Origin of the sequence: Treponema primitia ZAS-2, assembly GCF_000214375.1 — a bacterium.
GTDB classification, from domain to species: Bacteria; Spirochaetota; Spirochaetia; order Treponematales; family Breznakiellaceae; genus Termitinema; species Termitinema primitia.
This window is the reverse complement of record NC_015578.1, coordinates 2,748,361-2,766,082: the sequence shown is the minus strand read 5'-3', so window position 1 is coordinate 2,766,082 and position 17,722 is coordinate 2,748,361. Positions and strand designations below refer to the sequence as shown.

Here is a 17,722-nt window from a genome sequence, read left to right as displayed (position 1 = left end):
AACTCTCACTGATTCAGGAAGATATGGGTTATTTCGAAGCCGTTGAGATTGTCAAAGTAGACATTCGACTGATTCCAGCGGTTCAGCAGGGCTTCAAAGCTCCTGGGCCGTACCAGGTAAATTACCGGGCACTGTTCCAGGAGTATCCCCTGGAATTCATCCCAATAGGCCTTTGCCTTTTGGGGATCCACTGTAAAGGCCCCCTCGTTGTAGAGGTAGTCCACCCGGGCTTCCCAGTCCGTGGCCGGGCTTTTTTGCTGGGGATACCAGAGGTGGAGGTTGCCGCCTGAGGCCCAGACATTGCTTCCCTGGCTGGGGAATATCTGGGAGCCCGAAAGCCCCATGATGATCGACTCCCAGTCAAAGGTATTGAATATCTGTTCCACCAGTTTCTGGAAATCCAGGACCCGTATATTTATTTTGATGCCCAGCTTACCGCATTCATCACTGATAATAGAGGCAATATCGTTCATCACCGCACTTTCGGAACGGATAGTTAAATTGAATTCAATGGGGCGGTTTTGGCTGTCCCGCATTATCCCTGCGCTGTCCTTTTTGATGCCTATACCGGCTAGGAGTTTTTCCGCCTGTTCCGGACTGTAGGTATATTGCAGGACTATTTCCGGATCGTAGAAGCGGTTCGGCTCGGGGAAGAAGCTGAGTTTCGGCGCCGCGAGCCCCCGGTACACCTGGTAGATGATCCGGTCCCGGTTCAGGAGGCAGCTCATGGCCTGGCGGAATTCTTTTTTGGTGAACCATTCGTACTGAGGAGTTTCGTTGTTGGCCGGGTTCTGGTTAAAGGTCCAGAAACTCGCGCTCAGGGCGCCTTCGTTGTTGAATACCGTATAATCGCTGTTTGCCTTGGTTACCAGTTCATCCAGGTCTTCCGGGCGGGCGGTATAGGTTTCGATCTGCCCTTCCTTGAAGAGCAGGAATTGTGTGTTCTCATCCGGGATGATCCGCACAATTTGTTCTTCGTAGTAGGGAATGGCGGTACCCTTGCTATCCCTGTCCCAGTAATCGCCATTGCGCTTGAACACCAGCCGCTGCCCGGGGGTGTATTCCGCCAGAAACCACTTCCCCATGGAAGGTATGTTTTTCGGGTCGGTGTTCACGCTGAACAGGTCCTGTACCCCCTGGACGCCCTTTTCCCGTTTGGCCTGCTCGTAGTCAAGCCGGGGCGCTATGTCAGTATTGGTCGCCAGCAGGGGTTCCGCCACTATCCGGGGGAAGTGAAACACAAAACGCCGATCATCAATTTTTTCAATATCAATGTGCGCCTCAGTGCCGTCCTCCATGGTGAGGAACTGCTGGTAATAGCCAGAACTCTGGAACGCGGGGTCACCGTCAATTTCATTGTACCAGAAGATTACATCATCGCTGGTAACTTTAATTTTTCTATTCGAATTGTAAAAACTCCAGTACATATCATCCCGGAGGGTATAGATCAGATCCAGAGTATCAGTTTTTTCATCCGGGATGATCTCAAAGGACGCGCAGTGGGGTTTCCATTCTTTGGTGAGGGGATCGTAATCCACCAGATAGTCCAGCATGGAATTTACTATCCCTGCACTTATATTGTCCTGCTGGGCGATAAGGATATTAAACGTTTTCGGGTCCTGATCCATCACACTGTTCCAGGTTCCGCCCAGTTTTCCGGGGGTGAATTCCTCTCCCCGCCAGGGCTTTGCACTGGTCTTTGCCAGGATTTCCGTAACCCCCGCCCCGGTGAGGGCGCTAATATCTTCCATGGAAAGCTCGTCATTTCTGGAGCAGGAAAGGGCCAGAACGGCCAGGACCACAATCATCGCCAACTTTTTCATGATTTTATCTTAGCCGGGCAGAGTGGGGCTGTCAACGCGACAAAAAAATTATTCGCTGGTAATAGGGTTTCTCAGCACATCCCGGTGCAATACCAGGGCGACCCGGCCTTCCCTGAGGAGCCGGATATTTGCATCCGAGGACAGGATGGTCAGGGCATCCTGCCGGTCGATGATAGGGTCCGTGGGCCGTATGCCGTAGACAGCTCGGGCTATGATGCGCAGGGGGTTATTTCCCACCAGGGCGCTCAGTTCCGGGCTCAGCCCTGAAGGGGTGGGGCGGAAGATACTCTCTTCGGATACATAGCGGACCATACCAGCGTTTTGGGCGGTTTCGTTGTACAGCATATTTCGTTCGTAGATTAGGTTCATTTCCGTATCCCAGACCTTGGGGAACAGGCAGGGGAGAACCCTGGCGCCCGCGTTCCGGCCGTGGATCGGCAGAGCCTCATTGGCGATGATGATGATTCCCGTATATGCCGCCGCAGGGATGGGCCGCAGGGGCCGGGCCACTTCCATGGGGGCACTGTGCCGGATGAGGGCCGCCCCTATGCGGGTAAGGTCGATGGTGTAGTTGGCGGTGAGGAAGGCCAGGTCCGTGGACAGGGCCGGGGGGATGCGCTTGGCGGATAGGGCAATGCTCCCCACGGTGCGCAGGGAGAATTCTCCGGAATTAATCAGGTCCTCCACGGTGTTGGAGGAATCCACCGGTATAGAAAGCAGGGAGGGCCGCACCAGCCGGGGGTATTCGGTGCTGATCAGCTCTTCCGCCTGGGCCCGGCCGGTGGGCAAGCGTATCCCCACGGAAGCCAGGCGCAGGGCCACGGATGTGTGGATATCCATCCCTTCCCATTCCACGGACCCGGTGATGCCAATCTCCTGCCCGGACACTTCTATGACAAGAAAAATTGCTATAAAAAAGAAAGCGGCTTTCCTCAACCCTCAAACCCTCGCTATTTTATTATCGGCGTTTTCAACACCCTTCCCTCACGCAGGGTGTCGTTTAAGCCCATACCGTTGAATTCTGCCAGAACTTCCGGGTCCACCTCGTAGGCCAGGGCAATGGACCACAGGGTCTCCCCCCGTTTTACCAGATGGGTCCCCTCAAAGGCAAGGCCGGCCCCGCTTGCGGTTTGCCGCTGATAGGGGCCTGCGTCGGTAATGGCGGGGATGCGCAGCTTGCTGCCGATTTGGAGGGTCCGGGGGTTGACCCCGGGGTTATCCGCTAAGAGACGGTCCACCGTAAGCCGGTAATGCTGGGCCAGGGCGGAAAGGGTGTCCCCATAGCCTACGGTGTGGAAGTAGTAGCGTATCAGGGAAAGGTCCTCCCGTTCCAGGGCCGCTAGCACTGCCGGGGCATCGGCGTCCCGCACCTTGAGCTGGTAGCCCCGTTCCGGGGGCGTTATGGTATAGCGGAGTTCTGGGTTTCCCTTTTTAAGGGTTTCCACGTTCACCCCGGAATATTCCGCCAGAAGAACCAGGTCCACCGGACGATCCAGGGTGATCCGGGTCCACCGGGGGTCCTCGGGCCAGGATGGGCTAAAGCCGAACTGCCGGGGGTTGGACAAAATATAGGAAACCGCCAGCAGTTTGGGCACATAGTGGGCGGTTTCGGTTTTCAGCTTCCCCTTCTCCGCAAGCTGCCAGTAGTCCCGGATGCCGGTTTCCCGGATCAGCCTGGTCACCCCTCCCAGGCCGGCATTGTAGGCCGCCAGGGCCAGGGGCCAGTCACCCAGTTGCTTGTAATTGTCCTCCAGCTTGCGCAGGGCTCCTTGGGTGGATTTCCAGAAATCCATACGCTCGTCCGCATAATCGGTGATCCTCATATCGTAGCCGCCTATGCTGTTCCGCATGAACTGCCAGAGCCCGGCAGCACCGGAACGGCTCAGGGCGCTTGAAAGGTACCCAGACTCAATCACCGGCAGGTAGGCCAGTTCTTCCGGAAGATTCCGGGCGCGTATTTCCTGACGTACAAAGAAAATATAAGGTCCTGCGCGCTCCATCACCGCAGCAAGCCAGACAAGCCCGCCTTTCCCGGAGTATTGCTGGATATAATGCCGGGTCAGAGGCTTGTTCAGTCCTGGCAGGGCCGGGGAAAGGGTGTTTTCAGGAAGCGAGCCGTTCCGACGCATAAGCCGCGCCGGCGGGGTGGCATAAACCTGCCGCAGGGGCCGGGGGAAAGCCGGCTCTGGGGCCGCCTGATTTTCCGGGCTTGCCGGGGGAGGCGCCGGACTCAGGGCCGTTACCGGCGTTTGCGTGGGGGGGAGCGCCGGTAACGGATTTTGCACCGGGGGATCCAGGGGTTCAGCCCCGGAGACAGGGGAGGGAAGTGGGAAGGTCAGGAGCAGAGACAATAAAAAAAGGGCCCCGCATGACCGGGGCCGTGGAATCCATTTTCGGGGGAAATACCGGTTCATTAAAATTTTTCTCCATAATAGATCCCCGCCCATTCCCAACGGCCATGAATCTCCGGGTCCGAGGGGAAGTTGATCTTTCGGAAGTAGAGATACCAGGTGGAAATATACTGGGACCAGCCCCAGGTACGGAGGTAGGCTTCGTTGGCGTTGGATGTGGCGTCCAGTTCGGCGGCGTAGCGGATATGGTTGCTCATCATAAAATCCGAAAGGTTGAATTCCGCCATCCCCGAACCATCACGGTCTTCCTGCCCCCAGGACCGGGCAAAGAAGTTGACCTTGGCCTGATAACGCCGCAACTGCCAACTGCTCCCATTATCCAGAGCGGAACGGACCGCCGTCAAAAGGGAACCCAGGGTCTCAAAGGTCCAGTCCTTGCGGGAGTTATTGAAGTCTACCAACTGTTTGGCGTAACTGTCCGCTTCGGGGAACCCTGGGATGACTGCCCCGTAATAGGGCAGAAACTGGGTATAGGCCTGGATGGCGCCGTTCCATTCGCCAATATGCTCATAGGCCTGGCCCAGCATAAAATAGGTAACCCCCAGGTCGATCTTGTCAGAAAACCGGGAGATCAGCTCCTGGTAGTACCAGACCCGCTGCTCCGGGTTGTCCGAAAGGTTGATCAGCTGATTCAGGCAGGTCAGGTGTATTGATTCTCCCCGGATAGTCAGGTCCGGGTAGTTTTTGACGATCAGATCAAAGTACAGCCCCGCCATGGTAAACGCATCCTGCTGGCCGTAACCGTAGGCGGTCATGAGTAAGTAATAGGCAATATAGGGATCATCCGGATGGGTATAGGTCCAGGAACTGAGGAAGTTGATTAAACGGCTGTATTCTTTCATTTTGGCATACTCATTGGCAATTTCCCTGACCACCGAAAATTGCTCCTCCCCGCTTTGGGCTTCCTTGGACAGCAGGCTGAAGAGATCCCGAAATACCCGCTGTTGCTCCTTGGAACCAATTAGATAGTAAGGATCTATCCCATCGTTGATATTTTGGGAATCCCCGGTGGCGCATACCGCCAGGATACCCAGTAACAAAAGGGCAAGAAAAAACCGCCACAGGCGGGGCAGAACAAACAAAGAAGTCAATTTTTTTTTCACAACCTTGATCCTAACATAAGGTTTTCCCATTGGCAGCAAAGCCAAGTCTTGTTATACTTACCATATGGCCCTACAAACAAGCTACAAGATCACCGCACGCATTGTATTTTTCTTCGGTCTCCTGCTGATGTTTATCGGAAGCGCCTTTTTACTGGGAACCCGTGGGGGAACTACCCCATTTTCCGTACTAAGGGCCTTTTTCTTTGTAATTATCGGCGTATTATTTGCCTTTTTTGCAATTAAATTGAACAAACGCTCACTTTATTTGTTTTTTGCCACCTTCTTCCTGTTGGTCGGGTTGTTTCTTTTCCTTTCCGCCCTACAGATTATCCCCTTTTCCTTCTCCCAGAGTTGGCCCCTGCTGTCGGTATTCTCAGGTCTTGCCCTTTTGCCTGCGGGCTGGCACCATTTTGGGGCTGTCCGCATCCGTTATGTGGTCCCCGCCATCGCCTTTGTTTTCCTGGGCTGTATGCTGATGATTTTTTCCTTTCGGGTGGTTCCCTTTTCCTTTAAACAGTTCGTAGTGGACTGGTGGTTCCTTTTTGTAGTTTTAGCAGGGTTGCTTCTGGTTTTGCTGTCCCTGGGAACGAAAAAAAAATCAGAAAGCTCTTCAAATGGCGGCGCTTCGGACCGGATTCCCCCTTCGGAACCCGTCGCCGAAACCCCTGGGGGTCGAAGTTTCCCGGAGGACTCCAAACCGTGACAGTGTGCGGCGATCCCCGGAATAATCCCCGGAGAATCGCTTTTTGGAGTATTCCTCCGGTTGTTTTTCTTTTTTGCTTCCCGGTTTTTTCCTGTGTTAGCGGCCCCGAACCGGTGGAAACTCTTCTTACCATTCCTACAAGCCCGGTTCAGGAGACGCCTTTCTTCCCAAAAAATTCCGGGGGCACGGCGGATGAGATTCGCGCACTAGTGGAATCCGGGGTCCCTTCTTCCCTGATCAGAGCCCTGGATATAATAAAAACCCGGGGCCTGGAACAGGGAGATTTTGGCAGGGCCATGTCCGCCGTGGCGGTGACCCTGCTGAAAAGGCTTTACCCGGATGTGCAGGCCGAGATGCCCATTGTGACTCCCCCCTTGACCCACCCGTATACCAGGATACTCCGGGAGGCCGATTTGGGCATCTATACCCCTCCCCCGGCAAATTCCCAGGATTACCTTGAGCATGTCCTTCCTTTCCTGGTTTTTCTGGGGGAATCCCGGGAATCTCAGGTTTTAAATGCCCTGCCGGATCTGAACCGCGCCCGGGAATTAAACCCCCGGGGTGTCCTGGCCATCTATTTTATCGGTATCACCTATGAACGGGCCGGGCGCATCGAAGAGGCCAAGGGGGAATTTACCAAGGTCTATACCATATCCCGGGAATGTTATCCCGCTGCCCTGGAATTATCCCGGCTCCTGATTCGGGAAGGCCAGGATCAGGAGGGGATACGCCTGCTTTCCGACCTGGTTATCCAGTATCCCGACAACGACACGGTAAAGCGGCAGCTTGCATTGGCTTATTACAACAGCCGGGACTGGTCCCGGGCCGAGCCTGCCATATCCGAGATACTGCAACGAAACAACCGGGACGGGCGGTTTATCCTCATGCAAGCCCATATACTAGTGGAGCGGGGCCAGTTCCTCCAGGCTCAGATTCCCCTGGATCTCTATGCATCCATCAATCCCAATAACCGGCTATACCTTTTCCTTCGCGCCCGCCTCCAGGCCGAAGGGTACCGGAACCGGGATGGCGCCCTGAATTACCTCCGGGCTATACTCCGCTCCGATCCCGGGGATGAAGAAGTGTCAGTATATGCCGCACAACTTCTGATGGAATCGAACCGCCAGGAGGACCATGATGAAGGCCGGGAAATCCTGAGCCGCCTCTTGGGTGCCCCGGAAAATTCCGGTGGAAGTGTCCGGGAGCCCTCTCTGGAAGTATTAGCCCTGGCGCTTCAGGATGCAATACACCGCCAGGCCTGGGAGGAGGCCTCGCAGTATTTAAACCGGCTTTTGACCGAGCGCCGCTCCTACCAGGACCTGCTTTCTGCCTATACCGTGGAGCGGGGCCTGGGAAACCATGCAGCTGCCCTATCCTATGCCCTGGAACTCTACGAAAAGGATCCCTCCTTTGAGGAAGGGGCCTTGGCCTACATTGCCGCCCTGATCGACTCAAGCCGGCAAGCTGAAGCGGGAAGGCTGCTGGAAAGCCGCCTTAACACCCTGCCCGGAGGCACCCTGAAAAGCCGTTACTACTATCTCCGCAGCCGCCTCCGGACCAACCCAGAAGCGGTGATGACCGAGCTCCGGTCCAGCCTTTTTGAGGACCCCCGCAATCTGAACTCCCTGATAAGCATGTTTGAAATATACCACCGCCGGAAGGACGAACGCCGGGCAGTATACTACCTCAAGCAAGCCCTAGCCCTGGCCCCGGATAACCCCCAGCTCAAGGGTTACGAGGCGGAGTATGAAAACGTTATGAAGAACTGAAATTCTCAGTGCAACCAAGGGTGGCTCATATCCGCCGTGAGGGATACCGTTGTGCATAGTAACCGTTTTACGGTGGGGTTATGTGCCATTGTGCCTACAAGTTTTAATAGCGGGCAAAAATTGTCTGATTTTCATTTTTGGAGAAGTTATTGAATAAATCTTCCGTATTGACTAGGATATTCCCATGTTTCAGGCAACGGCGACACTAAAACTCCAAGTAGGGTTGTGTCTCATAAAGCAGACCTCACCTCTCCCGGCTCCCGGCTCCCGTTATACTTTAGCTAAAACACAACTTGTCAAGATACCTAACGCCTCATTCGGAAACCCTAACACCCCATTCAGGCATGGAGTGTTGCGTAGCATTACTCCGATGATACCTTAAAAAAGGAGAAAACAAAATGGAAGAACAGAAACAAGAAAATGGACAACCAAAGTCACGGAGGAGTAAATTAAATTTACTAGTGATGATTTTGGCGGCTGGATTGGCGGTGACGTCGGTCGTGGTTACGGGATGTGAGATGCCAGGGGGTGGTGGTAATAATGGTGATGAAAAAGGGGGCTCACAAACGCCAACAACACCAACAACACCAACAACACCAACAACACCAACAACACCAACAACACCAACAACGCCCGCACACGAGCATACATACGGGGAAACGGTGTGGACCTTGGAGAACTCTCGTTTTGTAACTGTGGTTCCTGCTGGACCACTCGGCTCTGGACAGACGGGCACAGTGTATGCTGTGCATGATAAGGTGGGCAGGCAATCGTGCACATACCCTGACTGTGACGAGGTTCAGGTTCAGACGATAGACTATACTACCGACTCAAGCCTGAAACTTGCCACATATACTATTCAACCAGGCTATACGATGGATTCAGAGGGTTATGCTCATCTTCAGGAGGTTCCGGAGCTTCCGCATTATACAGTAACATTTATGGATGGTGAACGTACAATAGGTGTCCGAAGTGTAGCTCAGGGTGATAGTGCTGTGCCACCCTCTGCCCCAACAAAAACCGGTTACGATTTCGATGGCTGGGAGGGTGATTACACAAATGTAAGCGGTGATATAATAATAACTGCATCCTGGAAAGAAAAAGTTCCCGGCTCCAGCCGGGACACCGCTATAAGTTTGACTGCCGGTACCTGGACAAACGGAAACTTTGTGACATCCGGTAAACAGTGGTTTTCTTTGAATGTAACCTCAAATCAACACCGTATCCATGTCAAATTCGGCACACTAAAAGTCCTAAAGATACAAGTGTGGTACGTTAGCATGGATGGCAGGATTGGAGGCGAGCAAACCATCTATTACGACGATGATGTCACCTTCATTTATATGCCGGTGTACCAGAGCGGCGGTGGTTATAATGGAGGTACATATTATTTGGAGATAACGCCGTTAAGTTACAGCGGCATCGCTACCGCTACCGGTACCTTCCAGATAACGTTCAACACATCTAATACCGCACCAGCTGGCGGCGGCATCCCGACCGGGGAGCAGAATTCTTTACCCGCAACACCTTTTGGCACACCAAAAAATGTGGACACAGGAAGTCATATTTACGCAAATTCAAATCCTGCGTCGCCCATTATCCACGGTCTACTTTCAGGGTCTGAGGCTGCGAATGTTATAGACGCTGTATTGCCAGAACTGTCCAATCAGGCCAGGATATTGGAACAATACATTGGCACTATTGGTAACCCCTCCGCCAAACTTACCGCGTTGAAAGATGCCGAAACGATAATAAGGGGTGCAGGCACCAAACCGTCAATTACGACATTCCTTGCGACTATGGATGCACAAAGGACTGTTATAATTAACACAGTTTTTAGTGACGATACCACGGCATTTGATAAGAATTTTAACGCATACAAGGCAGGTCACTATTTGATAAGCAGAGATTGGCAGACGGAACCGGATGCACAATCAGAGCATGTTGAACTTAACAGCGCGGTTACTGCGTTTATCAATGCCCGCACAACTGCTGGGGTGAACAATGCCACTGATACTGATGGATATTCTACACGTGGAACGAGTATTCCAATTGGGAATAGCTCCATTATAGGTAATCAGCTTACTATACTGAAAAACAACATGGTGACACAAATTACCGGGGCATTGGGTATTTCCGGTGCAGACGCAGAGAAAATGGCGGAGGCGTTGATTATTCAATTGGGCTAGGACCAGGAAGAATTGCGGGCATTCAGAACCGATTTGGAAAAAGAGGCAGCATTTGACTCAACTTTAACTGGGATATTAACATATACAACAGGCACTTTGGCACAGGCGGAACCATTGGAACAACAATCCGTAAAATTGGCAAGTGTTGGCACCTCATTCCCGACGGGGGCAATCAAGGGTGCATACGGCAGTGAATACACGGGTAATTTTACGCCATTGAATAAAAAAGACGAAAAGATTGTGTAAAAAACAATGAATAAAAAAATGTGTCGGTTGGCACATTTTTTTATGTTAAAATGGGGGAATGGAGATTGTCGGCGTTGTTTCCAATATAACATTCAGGAATGAGGATTCTGGGTATACCGTCGTCGTTTGGGCAATGGCATAATCGCCGTCGGGGCCTTGCCCTCCCTCCCCGGTCAGTAACCCAGCACAGCTATAAACTGAAAACAGCCTGTTTTTCAAAAAATATCACTTGAAAATCCTCATGGAAAGGTGAATACTTACGTGATATACTTTCATTTGAAGGAGCAAAATATGCCTAATTTAAAGGGAACTAAGACAGAAAAAAACCTGCTGATCGCCTTTGCCGGGGAATCCCAGGCCCGGAACCGGTATACTTTTTATGCCAGCGCTGCCAAAAAAGACGGTTTAGTACAGATTTCCAATATTTTCACCGAAACCGCCGCCCAGGAAAAGGAACATGCCGAACGGCTCTTTAAGTTTCTTGAGGGCGGGGATTTGACCATCCAGGCCTCTTTCCCTGCGGGGGTCATTGGCAAGACCTCTCAAAACCTGGCGGATGCCGCCGCCGGGGAGGATCACGAATGGAAGGAAATGTACCCTGACTTTGCCAAAATCGCCCAAGAAGAGGGTTTTTCCGCCATTGCGGTGATTTTTACGAATATTGCGGTGGCGGAAAAACAGCACGCCAAACGGTTCCACGAACTCAAGGCCAACCTGGATGCCGGGAAGGTCTTTAAAAAGGACAAAAGCGTCATCTGGCGCTGCCTGAACTGCGGATATATTTTTGAGGGGACCGAAGCGCCCAAAGCCTGCCCGGCCTGCGCCCACCCCCAGGACTATTTTGAAGTATTAGGCGAAAATTGGTAGGAGGACAAGATGGGTCAGAAATACGTGTGTAATGTGTGCGGTTATATCTACGATCCCGCAGTAGGCGATAAAGGGGGGGATATTAAGCCCGGAACCGCCTTTGCGGACCTCCCCAGCGATTGGGCGTGCCCTACCTGCGGGGTTGGGAAGGATAGTTTCGATCCTCAGTGAAGTCGCTTACGAATGAAGTACACCCTCGAATAAACACAAAGCCTCGGGCCTTGTGCGGAGGGTGTTAGACCGGACTCTCGAAGAAAGGGGTTTTTATGCTCAAAAGGGAAGATTTTGTCTTCACCATTGGCTATGACGGACCTTCCGCAGTGGTGGATGGCCAAGCCAGAAACCGGTATCGCAGCTTGTCCACCCGGGAACTGGCCGAAAAAGGCCTGTTCCGGGCGGCCTATTCCTCGGCAATCTACTCTAAGGAAAAGACCGAGCTGGAAACCGTGGTGGAACTCTATAACAAGGCAGCCGGCGCCTCTCTTACGGTTGATTCTCCCCTGGACCGCCTCTTCGGGGTTTTCCTGGTAGATGTCAAACGGGCGATCGTTCTGTAACAGCCATCATAAACTGAATTTCTTTTCCTCCCCTTGACCCTCCCCGCCCTCCCATGCTAGCGTACAAAAAGCTCTATTTACGTAAGGATGTTAAACTATGAATTCACTTATTTTTTCTCTTCTTTTGGGCGCCCAGGGAGGGGCCGAGGGTGGGGGTTCCGGTTCCATTATCAGCACCTTTGTTCCCTTTATCCTGATCATTGGTATCTTCTACTTTCTTATCATCCGGCCCCAGAACAAAAAACAGAAAGAAACCCAGAAAATGCTGAATGCCATAAAAAAGGGCGATAAAATCGTCACTATCGGCGGTATCCACGGGGTTATCCAGACCGTGAAGGAATCCACGGTGGTAGTTAAAATAGACGAAAGCGTCAAGGTCGAATTCAGCCGCAGTGCCATAGCCACGGTGGTGGCGGATGGTGGCGGAAAAGCCGAAAAGGTTGAAAAGATCGAAGATAAGAAAACGGAAACCTCGGATGACAAGCCTGCCCAGGAGGGTGGTGCGGAAGATTCTAAGAACTAATTTTTTGAAGCGGATGCATGAAACAGGGCGCTTGGAGCGTTATGTTTCAAACATCAAGCATCCGCTTCGTGGAGCGGATACATGAGTAAACGATATCGGTTCTTAATCGTCCTTCTGACGATTGGGGTGTGTTTTGTCTTCCTGTTTCCAACTATACGTTGGTATTTTATGGTTCCCAAGGAAGATCAGGTTTTGGCTTTGGGATCCCGGGAGCAGATTAAAATATATGCTTCCCAGACAGCCCAGGCGGATCTTCAATCCTTGATAGATGCGGCCCGTTCCGGCGCTGATGTGCCGGAACGGCTTTCCTTCCTCACAACTATTGCCAAAAAGAACAACCGGGATCTTAAAAATGCGGTGTGGAATGCCCAGACGGTGCTTTCCAGCTTTATAAGCCGCCAGGAAGCCCAGGAAACCATTGAAACTCGGTATCGTGAAAATATCTTCAAGCTAAAGGACCTTCAGAAAAATGCAGTCCAGTTGGGTCTGGATCTTTCCGGGGGCTTAAGTATCGTGTTGCAGGCCGACATGGACGCTCTTCGGGACCGGCTGGGCAGGGAACTTACCGAAGAAGATCGGACCGATGCGGTAAATCGGGCCCTGGAAGTGCTGAACAGTCGTATCGACAAGTTCGGCCTTACCGAGCCGGTGATACGCCGCCAGGGGGCGGACCAGATCTATGTGGAAATACCCGGAGCTGCGGACCCGGAACGGATCGGTTCCATCATCATGGGCAAGGGGGGGCTGAACTTCCATATTGTGGATCGGGACGCCCTCAGTACCTTCAACCAGTATTACGCCACCCATCCCACATCAACCTTTAACAGCGCCGGAGAACTTATCGATCCTTCCATCGTGCCTGCGGACGTGATTATCCGGGGGGTCTATACCAAGGACCGCTACGGCTTGGACGAATTTACCGGGTATACGGCGATCAAACGTGAAATCGGCCTGGACGGCAACCATATACAGAGCGCCCTGGTGGAACGGAATTCCCTGAACGGCCAGCCTGAGGTTACCTTCGGGCTGGATGCCGAGGGGGGGGATATTTTCTATGAGCTTACCTCCAACAACGTGGGTATACCCTTGGCCATAGTGCTGGATGACCGGGTTAAGTCCCAGGCCACCATCCAGTCCCCCATACGGGACCAAGTGCGGCTCACCGGGTTCGGCCTGGAAGAAGCCAATAATATTGCCCTTACCCTGCGAACCGCGGCATTGCCCGTGGAGCTTGAGGTAGTCAACCAGCAGGCCATCGGCGCCTCCATGGGGTCGGATACCATACGCCAGGGGCTTTATGCCTTGCTCGGCGGCCTGGCAGTGGTGATGATCTTCATGCTTGCTTACTATAAAGGGTCCGGGGTAAATGCGGTTGTCGCCCAAGTCCTGAATATTTACCTCATGGGCAGCATACTTTCAGCCTTTAACTTTACCCTGACCCTGCCCAGTATCGCCGGCTTCATCCTGACCATAGGCATGGCGGTGGACGCCAATGTTATCATCTTTGAGCGGATGAAGGAGGAACTGCGGCTGGGCAAGTCCCGGAAAGCCGCCATAGATGCGGGGTTCAACAAGGCCTTCTGGGCCATCATGGACTCCAATATCACTACCTTTATTGCCGCCCTGTTCCTTTCCCAGCTCGGCTCCGGCCCCATTCAGGGCTTTGCGGTCAGCTTGGCCATCGGGGTGTTTTCCTCGGTCTTTACCGCCCTTTTTGTATCGCGGCTTATCTTTGACTTCGGCACCGACGTGTTGGGCAGTAAAAAGCTTTCAGTCAGCTGGTTCTCCCCAAAAATCGGTGAAGTCTCACGGGGGATCAAATAATGAAGATTATTCGTTTTTCGCGCTTGTTTGTTCCTACGGCGATTGTTTCGACGGTCTTGATTATTGGGGGGCTTATCAGCTATTCCTTAAAGGGCTTTAACCTGGGGGTCGATTTCCAGGCAGGGCTCATCCAGGAAGTGCAGTTTGCCCCCACGGCTTTTTCCCTGACCTACAATGGCCGGGGAAACGCCTCTGTTTCTATGGACCGTAATGGTTTCTATATTGTTATATCCGGTTCCGGTGTAGAAGGGGTAACCCATAACTTTCCTTTCACCGCCTACCCAAGCATCGGTACTTTAACCGCTGCCCTGTCTTCCACGGTGGATGGAATACAGGTAAATACCTCGGCTCCGGGCAGCGCAGTATCACTATCCCTGGTCCAGAGCGCCCAGGGTAATCCCCAGCTTGGTTCGGATCCCTATAGGATCCACTACCTCCCCGACAACTTACCGGTGATCCCCATTGAGGATGTCCGCTCCGCCTTAACACCCCTGGGAACTGTTTCGGTCCAGGTTCTGGGACAGGACGCGGATCGTAATTTTATGATCCGTATGGAGGATAGTGAAATTGATGGTGGCCAGGGAATTCCTGCGGAAAAAATTATCTCTGTCCTGGAAGAGGTCTTTGGAACAGGCGGGGTAGCGGTAACCCGGTCGGACTATGTAGGTTCCCGGTTTTCCAAGCAGCTCTCGGATCAGGCGGGTATCCTCATGGCCCTTACCCTGCTCTTAATCCTGATCTATGCTTCCATACGGTTTAAGCCCCAATTCGCCATAGGCGCGGTTCTGGCCATTGCCCATGATGCCCTTATCATCGTGGCCTTTGTAACCTGGACCCGTATGGAATTTAACACCACCACCATTGCGGCGATCCTCACCATCTTAGGGTATTCCATCAACGATACTATCGTTATCTTCGACCGTATCCGGGAAACCCGGCGTATCTATCCCGATGCCGCCTTTGTAGACGTTCTGGATCGGGCCATGACAGAAACCCTGAGCCGTACCATTATTACCACCCTTACCACTATGCTGGCGGTTTTATCCCTCTTTATATTTACCACCGGGTCCATGAAGGATTTTGCCCAGGCCCTGTTGGTAGGTATGCTTTCCGGGGTGTATTCTACTATCTTTATCGCCTCCGGGTTTGTCAATTTCTGGGACGTCCAGGCAAAAAAACGGGCTAAGAAAAGGTCCGCCGTGGTAAAAGTAAGTGTGTAAGTACAAAGTAGGGCGGTGCAATTCACTTCAGTGAAGGTAATCCGCGCCCGTATTCTGGGGTATTGCATGGGGGTCCGTCGGGCCATGGATATGGCGGAAAAAACCCTGAAGCAAAGATCCGGCCCGGGCCGGGTGTTTGCCATGGGTCCCCTGATCCACAACCCCCAGGCTATGGACGCCCTGAAAGGGCAGGGTCTTGAGGTTCTGGATGGGGATGAACTTCCTCTAGACCTTAGCGCCTCCACCGTAATTATACGTGCCCATGGGATCACCCCCCAGTTGGAGCTGACCCTGGTAAACCGGAAGGCTCATCTCGTAGACGCCACCTGTCCCAAAGTTAAAGCCAGTCAGTTAAAAGCTCGTGCCCTCCACGAAGAGGGATACCGGATATTCCTCGCCGGCGACCGGGATCATGGGGAGATTATCGGCATTCAGGGTTATGCCCCCCATTGCATCCTGGCCGCAAATAGCACCGAAGCGGCGGAAGCTGCAAAAAAACTTTTACGGGAAGATCCTGAGGCCAGGACCGCTCTCATCGGGCAGACCACCATAAGCCCCGCTGAGTATAGGGCGATCGAAGAGCGCATCCGCTCATTTTTTCCCGCCCTGGAGCTATTGGATACCATCTGCGGGGCCACCGAAGCGCGGCAGGACAGCCTCCGTTCCCTCTGCGCTGAGGCGGATGCCATAGTCGTCGCCGGGGGCCGCTCCTCCGCCAATACCCGGCGGCTCCTTGCCATAGCCCGTCAGGAGGGAAAACCCGCATGGTTGGTTGAATCCCCCGCTGAAATTCCTCCGGAGACAAGGACATTTAAAACCCTGGGGCTTTGCGCCGGGGCTTCAACCCCAGAAAGCCTGATTGGCGCTATAGAAAAGGCGCTGTTGAAAGAGGGGCCTGAACCATGAGGATTAGCGCAGATATACTGTTCATGGAATTAAGCGGCAGGTTTACAGTTGCGTTTTTTGGTAACCTGAACGGTGAACTTACCCTTGAGCGGCCGCAGTTTTTACGGGATGGTACGGTTGTAAAGGATGATCAGATCTATATATGCGATGCAAATACGGTAAGCGCCGTGCCGGATAAAAAAACCCGTTCCATCCTTTTATATATGCAGCCAAATACAAATTTGGGGACCGTGGAAAAATATTTTGGATTATTCGAAGCTATTTTTACCTTCCGTGATGTTTTGCCCCTGGATATTTATGATATAGTGCAGAATATCTATTCCCGTTTCGATAAATGGGATGCAGATCTTCTGGAAGCTCTGAACCATAACAGGGATATCCAGGCCATGCTTGATGCCAGTGATAACATATTCAATAACCCACTGATTCTCCATGATAATTATTACAAGGTTATCAGTTTTTCAAAAAAATATACCGATGCATTTCCCCGGATGCCCTATATACTACAGGAAAAAGACGCTGATCATATTGATCTTTCAGAGTACGATATTTATTCCATGCAGCGGGCAGTACTGTTCCCCACCAGTATAACCGGCGTCCGCAGCCTTTATGTGAACATTTTTCAAAAAAACCGTTTGCAATACCGGCTGTTGGTTCTGGAATATTCCCGAAAATTTAACCCCAGTGACAGCGCCCTTCTAGAACATTTGGCGGAGAGGGTTCAGCCGATTATAACAGGGTCATCCGCAGATGCTGCCAGGCAGATGGTTTTACCAAACATTATCAGGAATATTCTGATTGGAGAATTTACCGATGCAGTTTCTATTAAAGAGCTGCTTGGCACATTCAACTGGATCGATGATTATCAGTATGTATGTATGAAAGTTTTCTTTGACTCAAGTTATGATGAACATCCCGCCCTTTCTTTTATAGAGGCAGGTATAAAAGAAATTATTCCCGAAGCCTGTGTTTTTGAGTACGATGCTGCAGTAGCGGTATTTATCAATATGAATGATATGGGTGAGAACATCCCGGACGCGAAAATTGACAGCTTTGACGGCTTTTCGGGGGAAAAAGTCGACCGGTTTTCGGTTATCATGGGCACATTCCTCATTAATAATAATCTTAAAGCCGGTATCAGCGATAAATTTTCGGGTTTTGATACATTAAAACTGTATTACCGACAGGCGGAATTGGCGTTAAAGGCAGGCAATCGCAGCAGCCCTCTGGCTCATTTGTATTATTTTAAAAATATTGTTAAATCCCTGATCCTTGACTTTTGTGCCGGCGAATTTCCTCCCTCCATGATCTGTTCACCTGAATTAATAAAACTGCGTGATTATGATCGTAAGCATAAAGCCGATTTATTCCGAACCCTTTTAAAATATCTGGAAAATCATTTGAATATCACCGGGACGGCTATAGAATTATCCATACACCGTAGTACCCTTACATATCGGCTGGAACGGATCAGGGAAATAAGCGGTTTGAATATCGAAGACAGCAGCAATCAGTGGTATTTGCTGTTGTCATTTAAATTGCTGGAACTGGATACCGGGCAGGAATGATGGGAATCCCCAA

16 protein-coding genes are annotated in these 17,722 nt (G+C 51.9%); 12 read left to right on the top strand and 4 right to left on the bottom strand.

Going from position 1 to position 17,722, the window contains the following annotated elements:
• Window positions 1–5: 5 nt before the first annotated feature.
• Genes TREPR_RS11930 through TREPR_RS11915 form a run of 4 tightly spaced genes read right to left on the bottom strand, consistent with a single transcriptional unit; the run spans window position 6 to window position 5,337 of the window.
• Window positions 6–1,823: an ABC transporter substrate-binding protein gene (locus tag TREPR_RS11930; protein ID WP_041611173.1), complete on the bottom strand. Its 1,818-nt coding sequence runs from the start codon at window positions 1,821–1,823 to the stop codon at window positions 6–8.
• 48 nt (window positions 1,824–1,871) lie between these two features.
• Window positions 1,872–2,759 carry a hypothetical protein gene (locus tag TREPR_RS11925; protein ID WP_015708574.1) on the bottom strand — a complete coding sequence of 296 codons (888 nt, stop codon included), beginning with the start codon at window positions 2,757–2,759 and terminating at the stop codon, window positions 1,872–1,874.
• A 14-nt stretch (window positions 2,760–2,773) separates the two neighbouring features.
• Window positions 2,774–4,237 carry a lytic transglycosylase domain-containing protein gene (locus TREPR_RS11920; protein ID WP_245534731.1) on the bottom strand — a complete coding sequence of 488 codons (1,464 nt, stop codon included), beginning with the start codon at window positions 4,235–4,237 and terminating at the stop codon, window positions 2,774–2,776.
• A complete protein-coding gene (locus TREPR_RS11915; RefSeq protein WP_015708571.1) occupies window positions 4,237–5,337 on the bottom strand; it encodes a tetratricopeptide repeat protein in 1,101 nt (366 codons plus the stop codon). The genes TREPR_RS11920 and TREPR_RS11915 overlap by 1 nt, the downstream gene beginning before the upstream one ends.
• 64 nt (window positions 5,338–5,401) lie before the next feature.
• On the opposite strand from TREPR_RS11915, the gene TREPR_RS11910 reads away from it, so the two are divergent.
• The 12 genes from TREPR_RS11910 to TREPR_RS11855 all read left to right on the top strand — a co-directional run bounded on the left by TREPR_RS11910 (window position 5,402) and on the right by TREPR_RS11855 (window position 17,709).
• Window positions 5,402–6,040 carry a LiaI-LiaF-like domain-containing protein gene (locus tag TREPR_RS11910; RefSeq protein WP_015708570.1) on the top strand — a complete coding sequence of 213 codons (639 nt, stop codon included), beginning with the start codon at window positions 5,402–5,404 and terminating at the stop codon, window positions 6,038–6,040.
• Window positions 6,037–7,809, top strand: a complete 1,773-nt coding sequence (locus TREPR_RS11905; protein ID WP_015708569.1) for a tetratricopeptide repeat protein — start codon at window positions 6,037–6,039, stop codon at window positions 7,807–7,809. Before TREPR_RS11910 ends, TREPR_RS11905 begins: the two co-directional genes overlap by 4 nt.
• Window positions 7,810–8,207: 398 nt before the next feature.
• Complete coding sequence (locus TREPR_RS11900) at window positions 8,208–9,998, top strand: InlB B-repeat-containing protein (RefSeq protein ID WP_015708568.1); 1,791 nt, start codon at window positions 8,208–8,210, stop codon at window positions 9,996–9,998.
• A 33-nt stretch (window positions 9,999–10,031) separates the two neighbouring features.
• Window positions 10,032–10,244, top strand: a complete 213-nt coding sequence (locus TREPR_RS11895; RefSeq protein WP_148257299.1) for a hypothetical protein — start codon at window positions 10,032–10,034, stop codon at window positions 10,242–10,244.
• A 291-nt stretch (window positions 10,245–10,535) separates the two neighbouring features.
• The gene (rbr, locus tag TREPR_RS11890) at window positions 10,536–11,111 is read left to right on the top strand and encodes a rubrerythrin (RefSeq protein WP_015708567.1); all 576 of its coding nucleotides are present in this window, start codon (window positions 10,536–10,538) and stop codon (window positions 11,109–11,111) included.
• 9 nt (window positions 11,112–11,120) lie between these two features.
• On the top strand, window positions 11,121–11,282 hold the full coding sequence (rd, locus tag TREPR_RS11885) for a rubredoxin (RefSeq protein ID WP_015708566.1): 162 nt from the start codon (window positions 11,121–11,123) through the stop codon (window positions 11,280–11,282).
• Between the two features lie 95 nt (window positions 11,283–11,377).
• On the top strand, window positions 11,378–11,668 hold the full coding sequence (locus tag TREPR_RS11880; protein WP_015708565.1) for a hypothetical protein: 291 nt from the start codon (window positions 11,378–11,380) through the stop codon (window positions 11,666–11,668).
• Window positions 11,669–11,765: 97 nt separating this feature from the next.
• Window positions 11,766–12,191 (top strand): preprotein translocase subunit YajC, encoded by a 426-nt coding sequence (gene yajC, locus TREPR_RS11875; RefSeq protein ID WP_015708564.1) that lies wholly within the window; start codon window positions 11,766–11,768, stop codon window positions 12,189–12,191.
• 81 nt (window positions 12,192–12,272) lie between these two features.
• A complete protein-coding gene (gene secD, locus TREPR_RS11870; protein WP_052299722.1) occupies window positions 12,273–14,015 on the top strand; it encodes a protein translocase subunit SecD in 1,743 nt (580 codons plus the stop codon).
• A complete protein-coding gene (gene secF / locus TREPR_RS11865) occupies window positions 14,015–15,235 on the top strand; it encodes a protein translocase subunit SecF (RefSeq protein WP_015708562.1) in 1,221 nt (406 codons plus the stop codon). The genes secD and secF overlap by 1 nt, the downstream gene beginning before the upstream one ends.
• Before the next feature lie 30 nt (window positions 15,236–15,265).
• Window positions 15,266–16,141: a 4-hydroxy-3-methylbut-2-enyl diphosphate reductase gene (gene ispH / locus TREPR_RS11860; RefSeq protein ID WP_015708561.1), complete on the top strand. Its 876-nt coding sequence runs from the start codon at window positions 15,266–15,268 to the stop codon at window positions 16,139–16,141.
• Window positions 16,138–17,709, top strand: a complete 1,572-nt coding sequence (locus TREPR_RS11855; RefSeq protein WP_015708560.1) for a PucR family transcriptional regulator — start codon at window positions 16,138–16,140, stop codon at window positions 17,707–17,709. The genes ispH and TREPR_RS11855 overlap by 4 nt, the downstream gene beginning before the upstream one ends.
• Window positions 17,710–17,722: the final 13 nt, after the last annotated feature.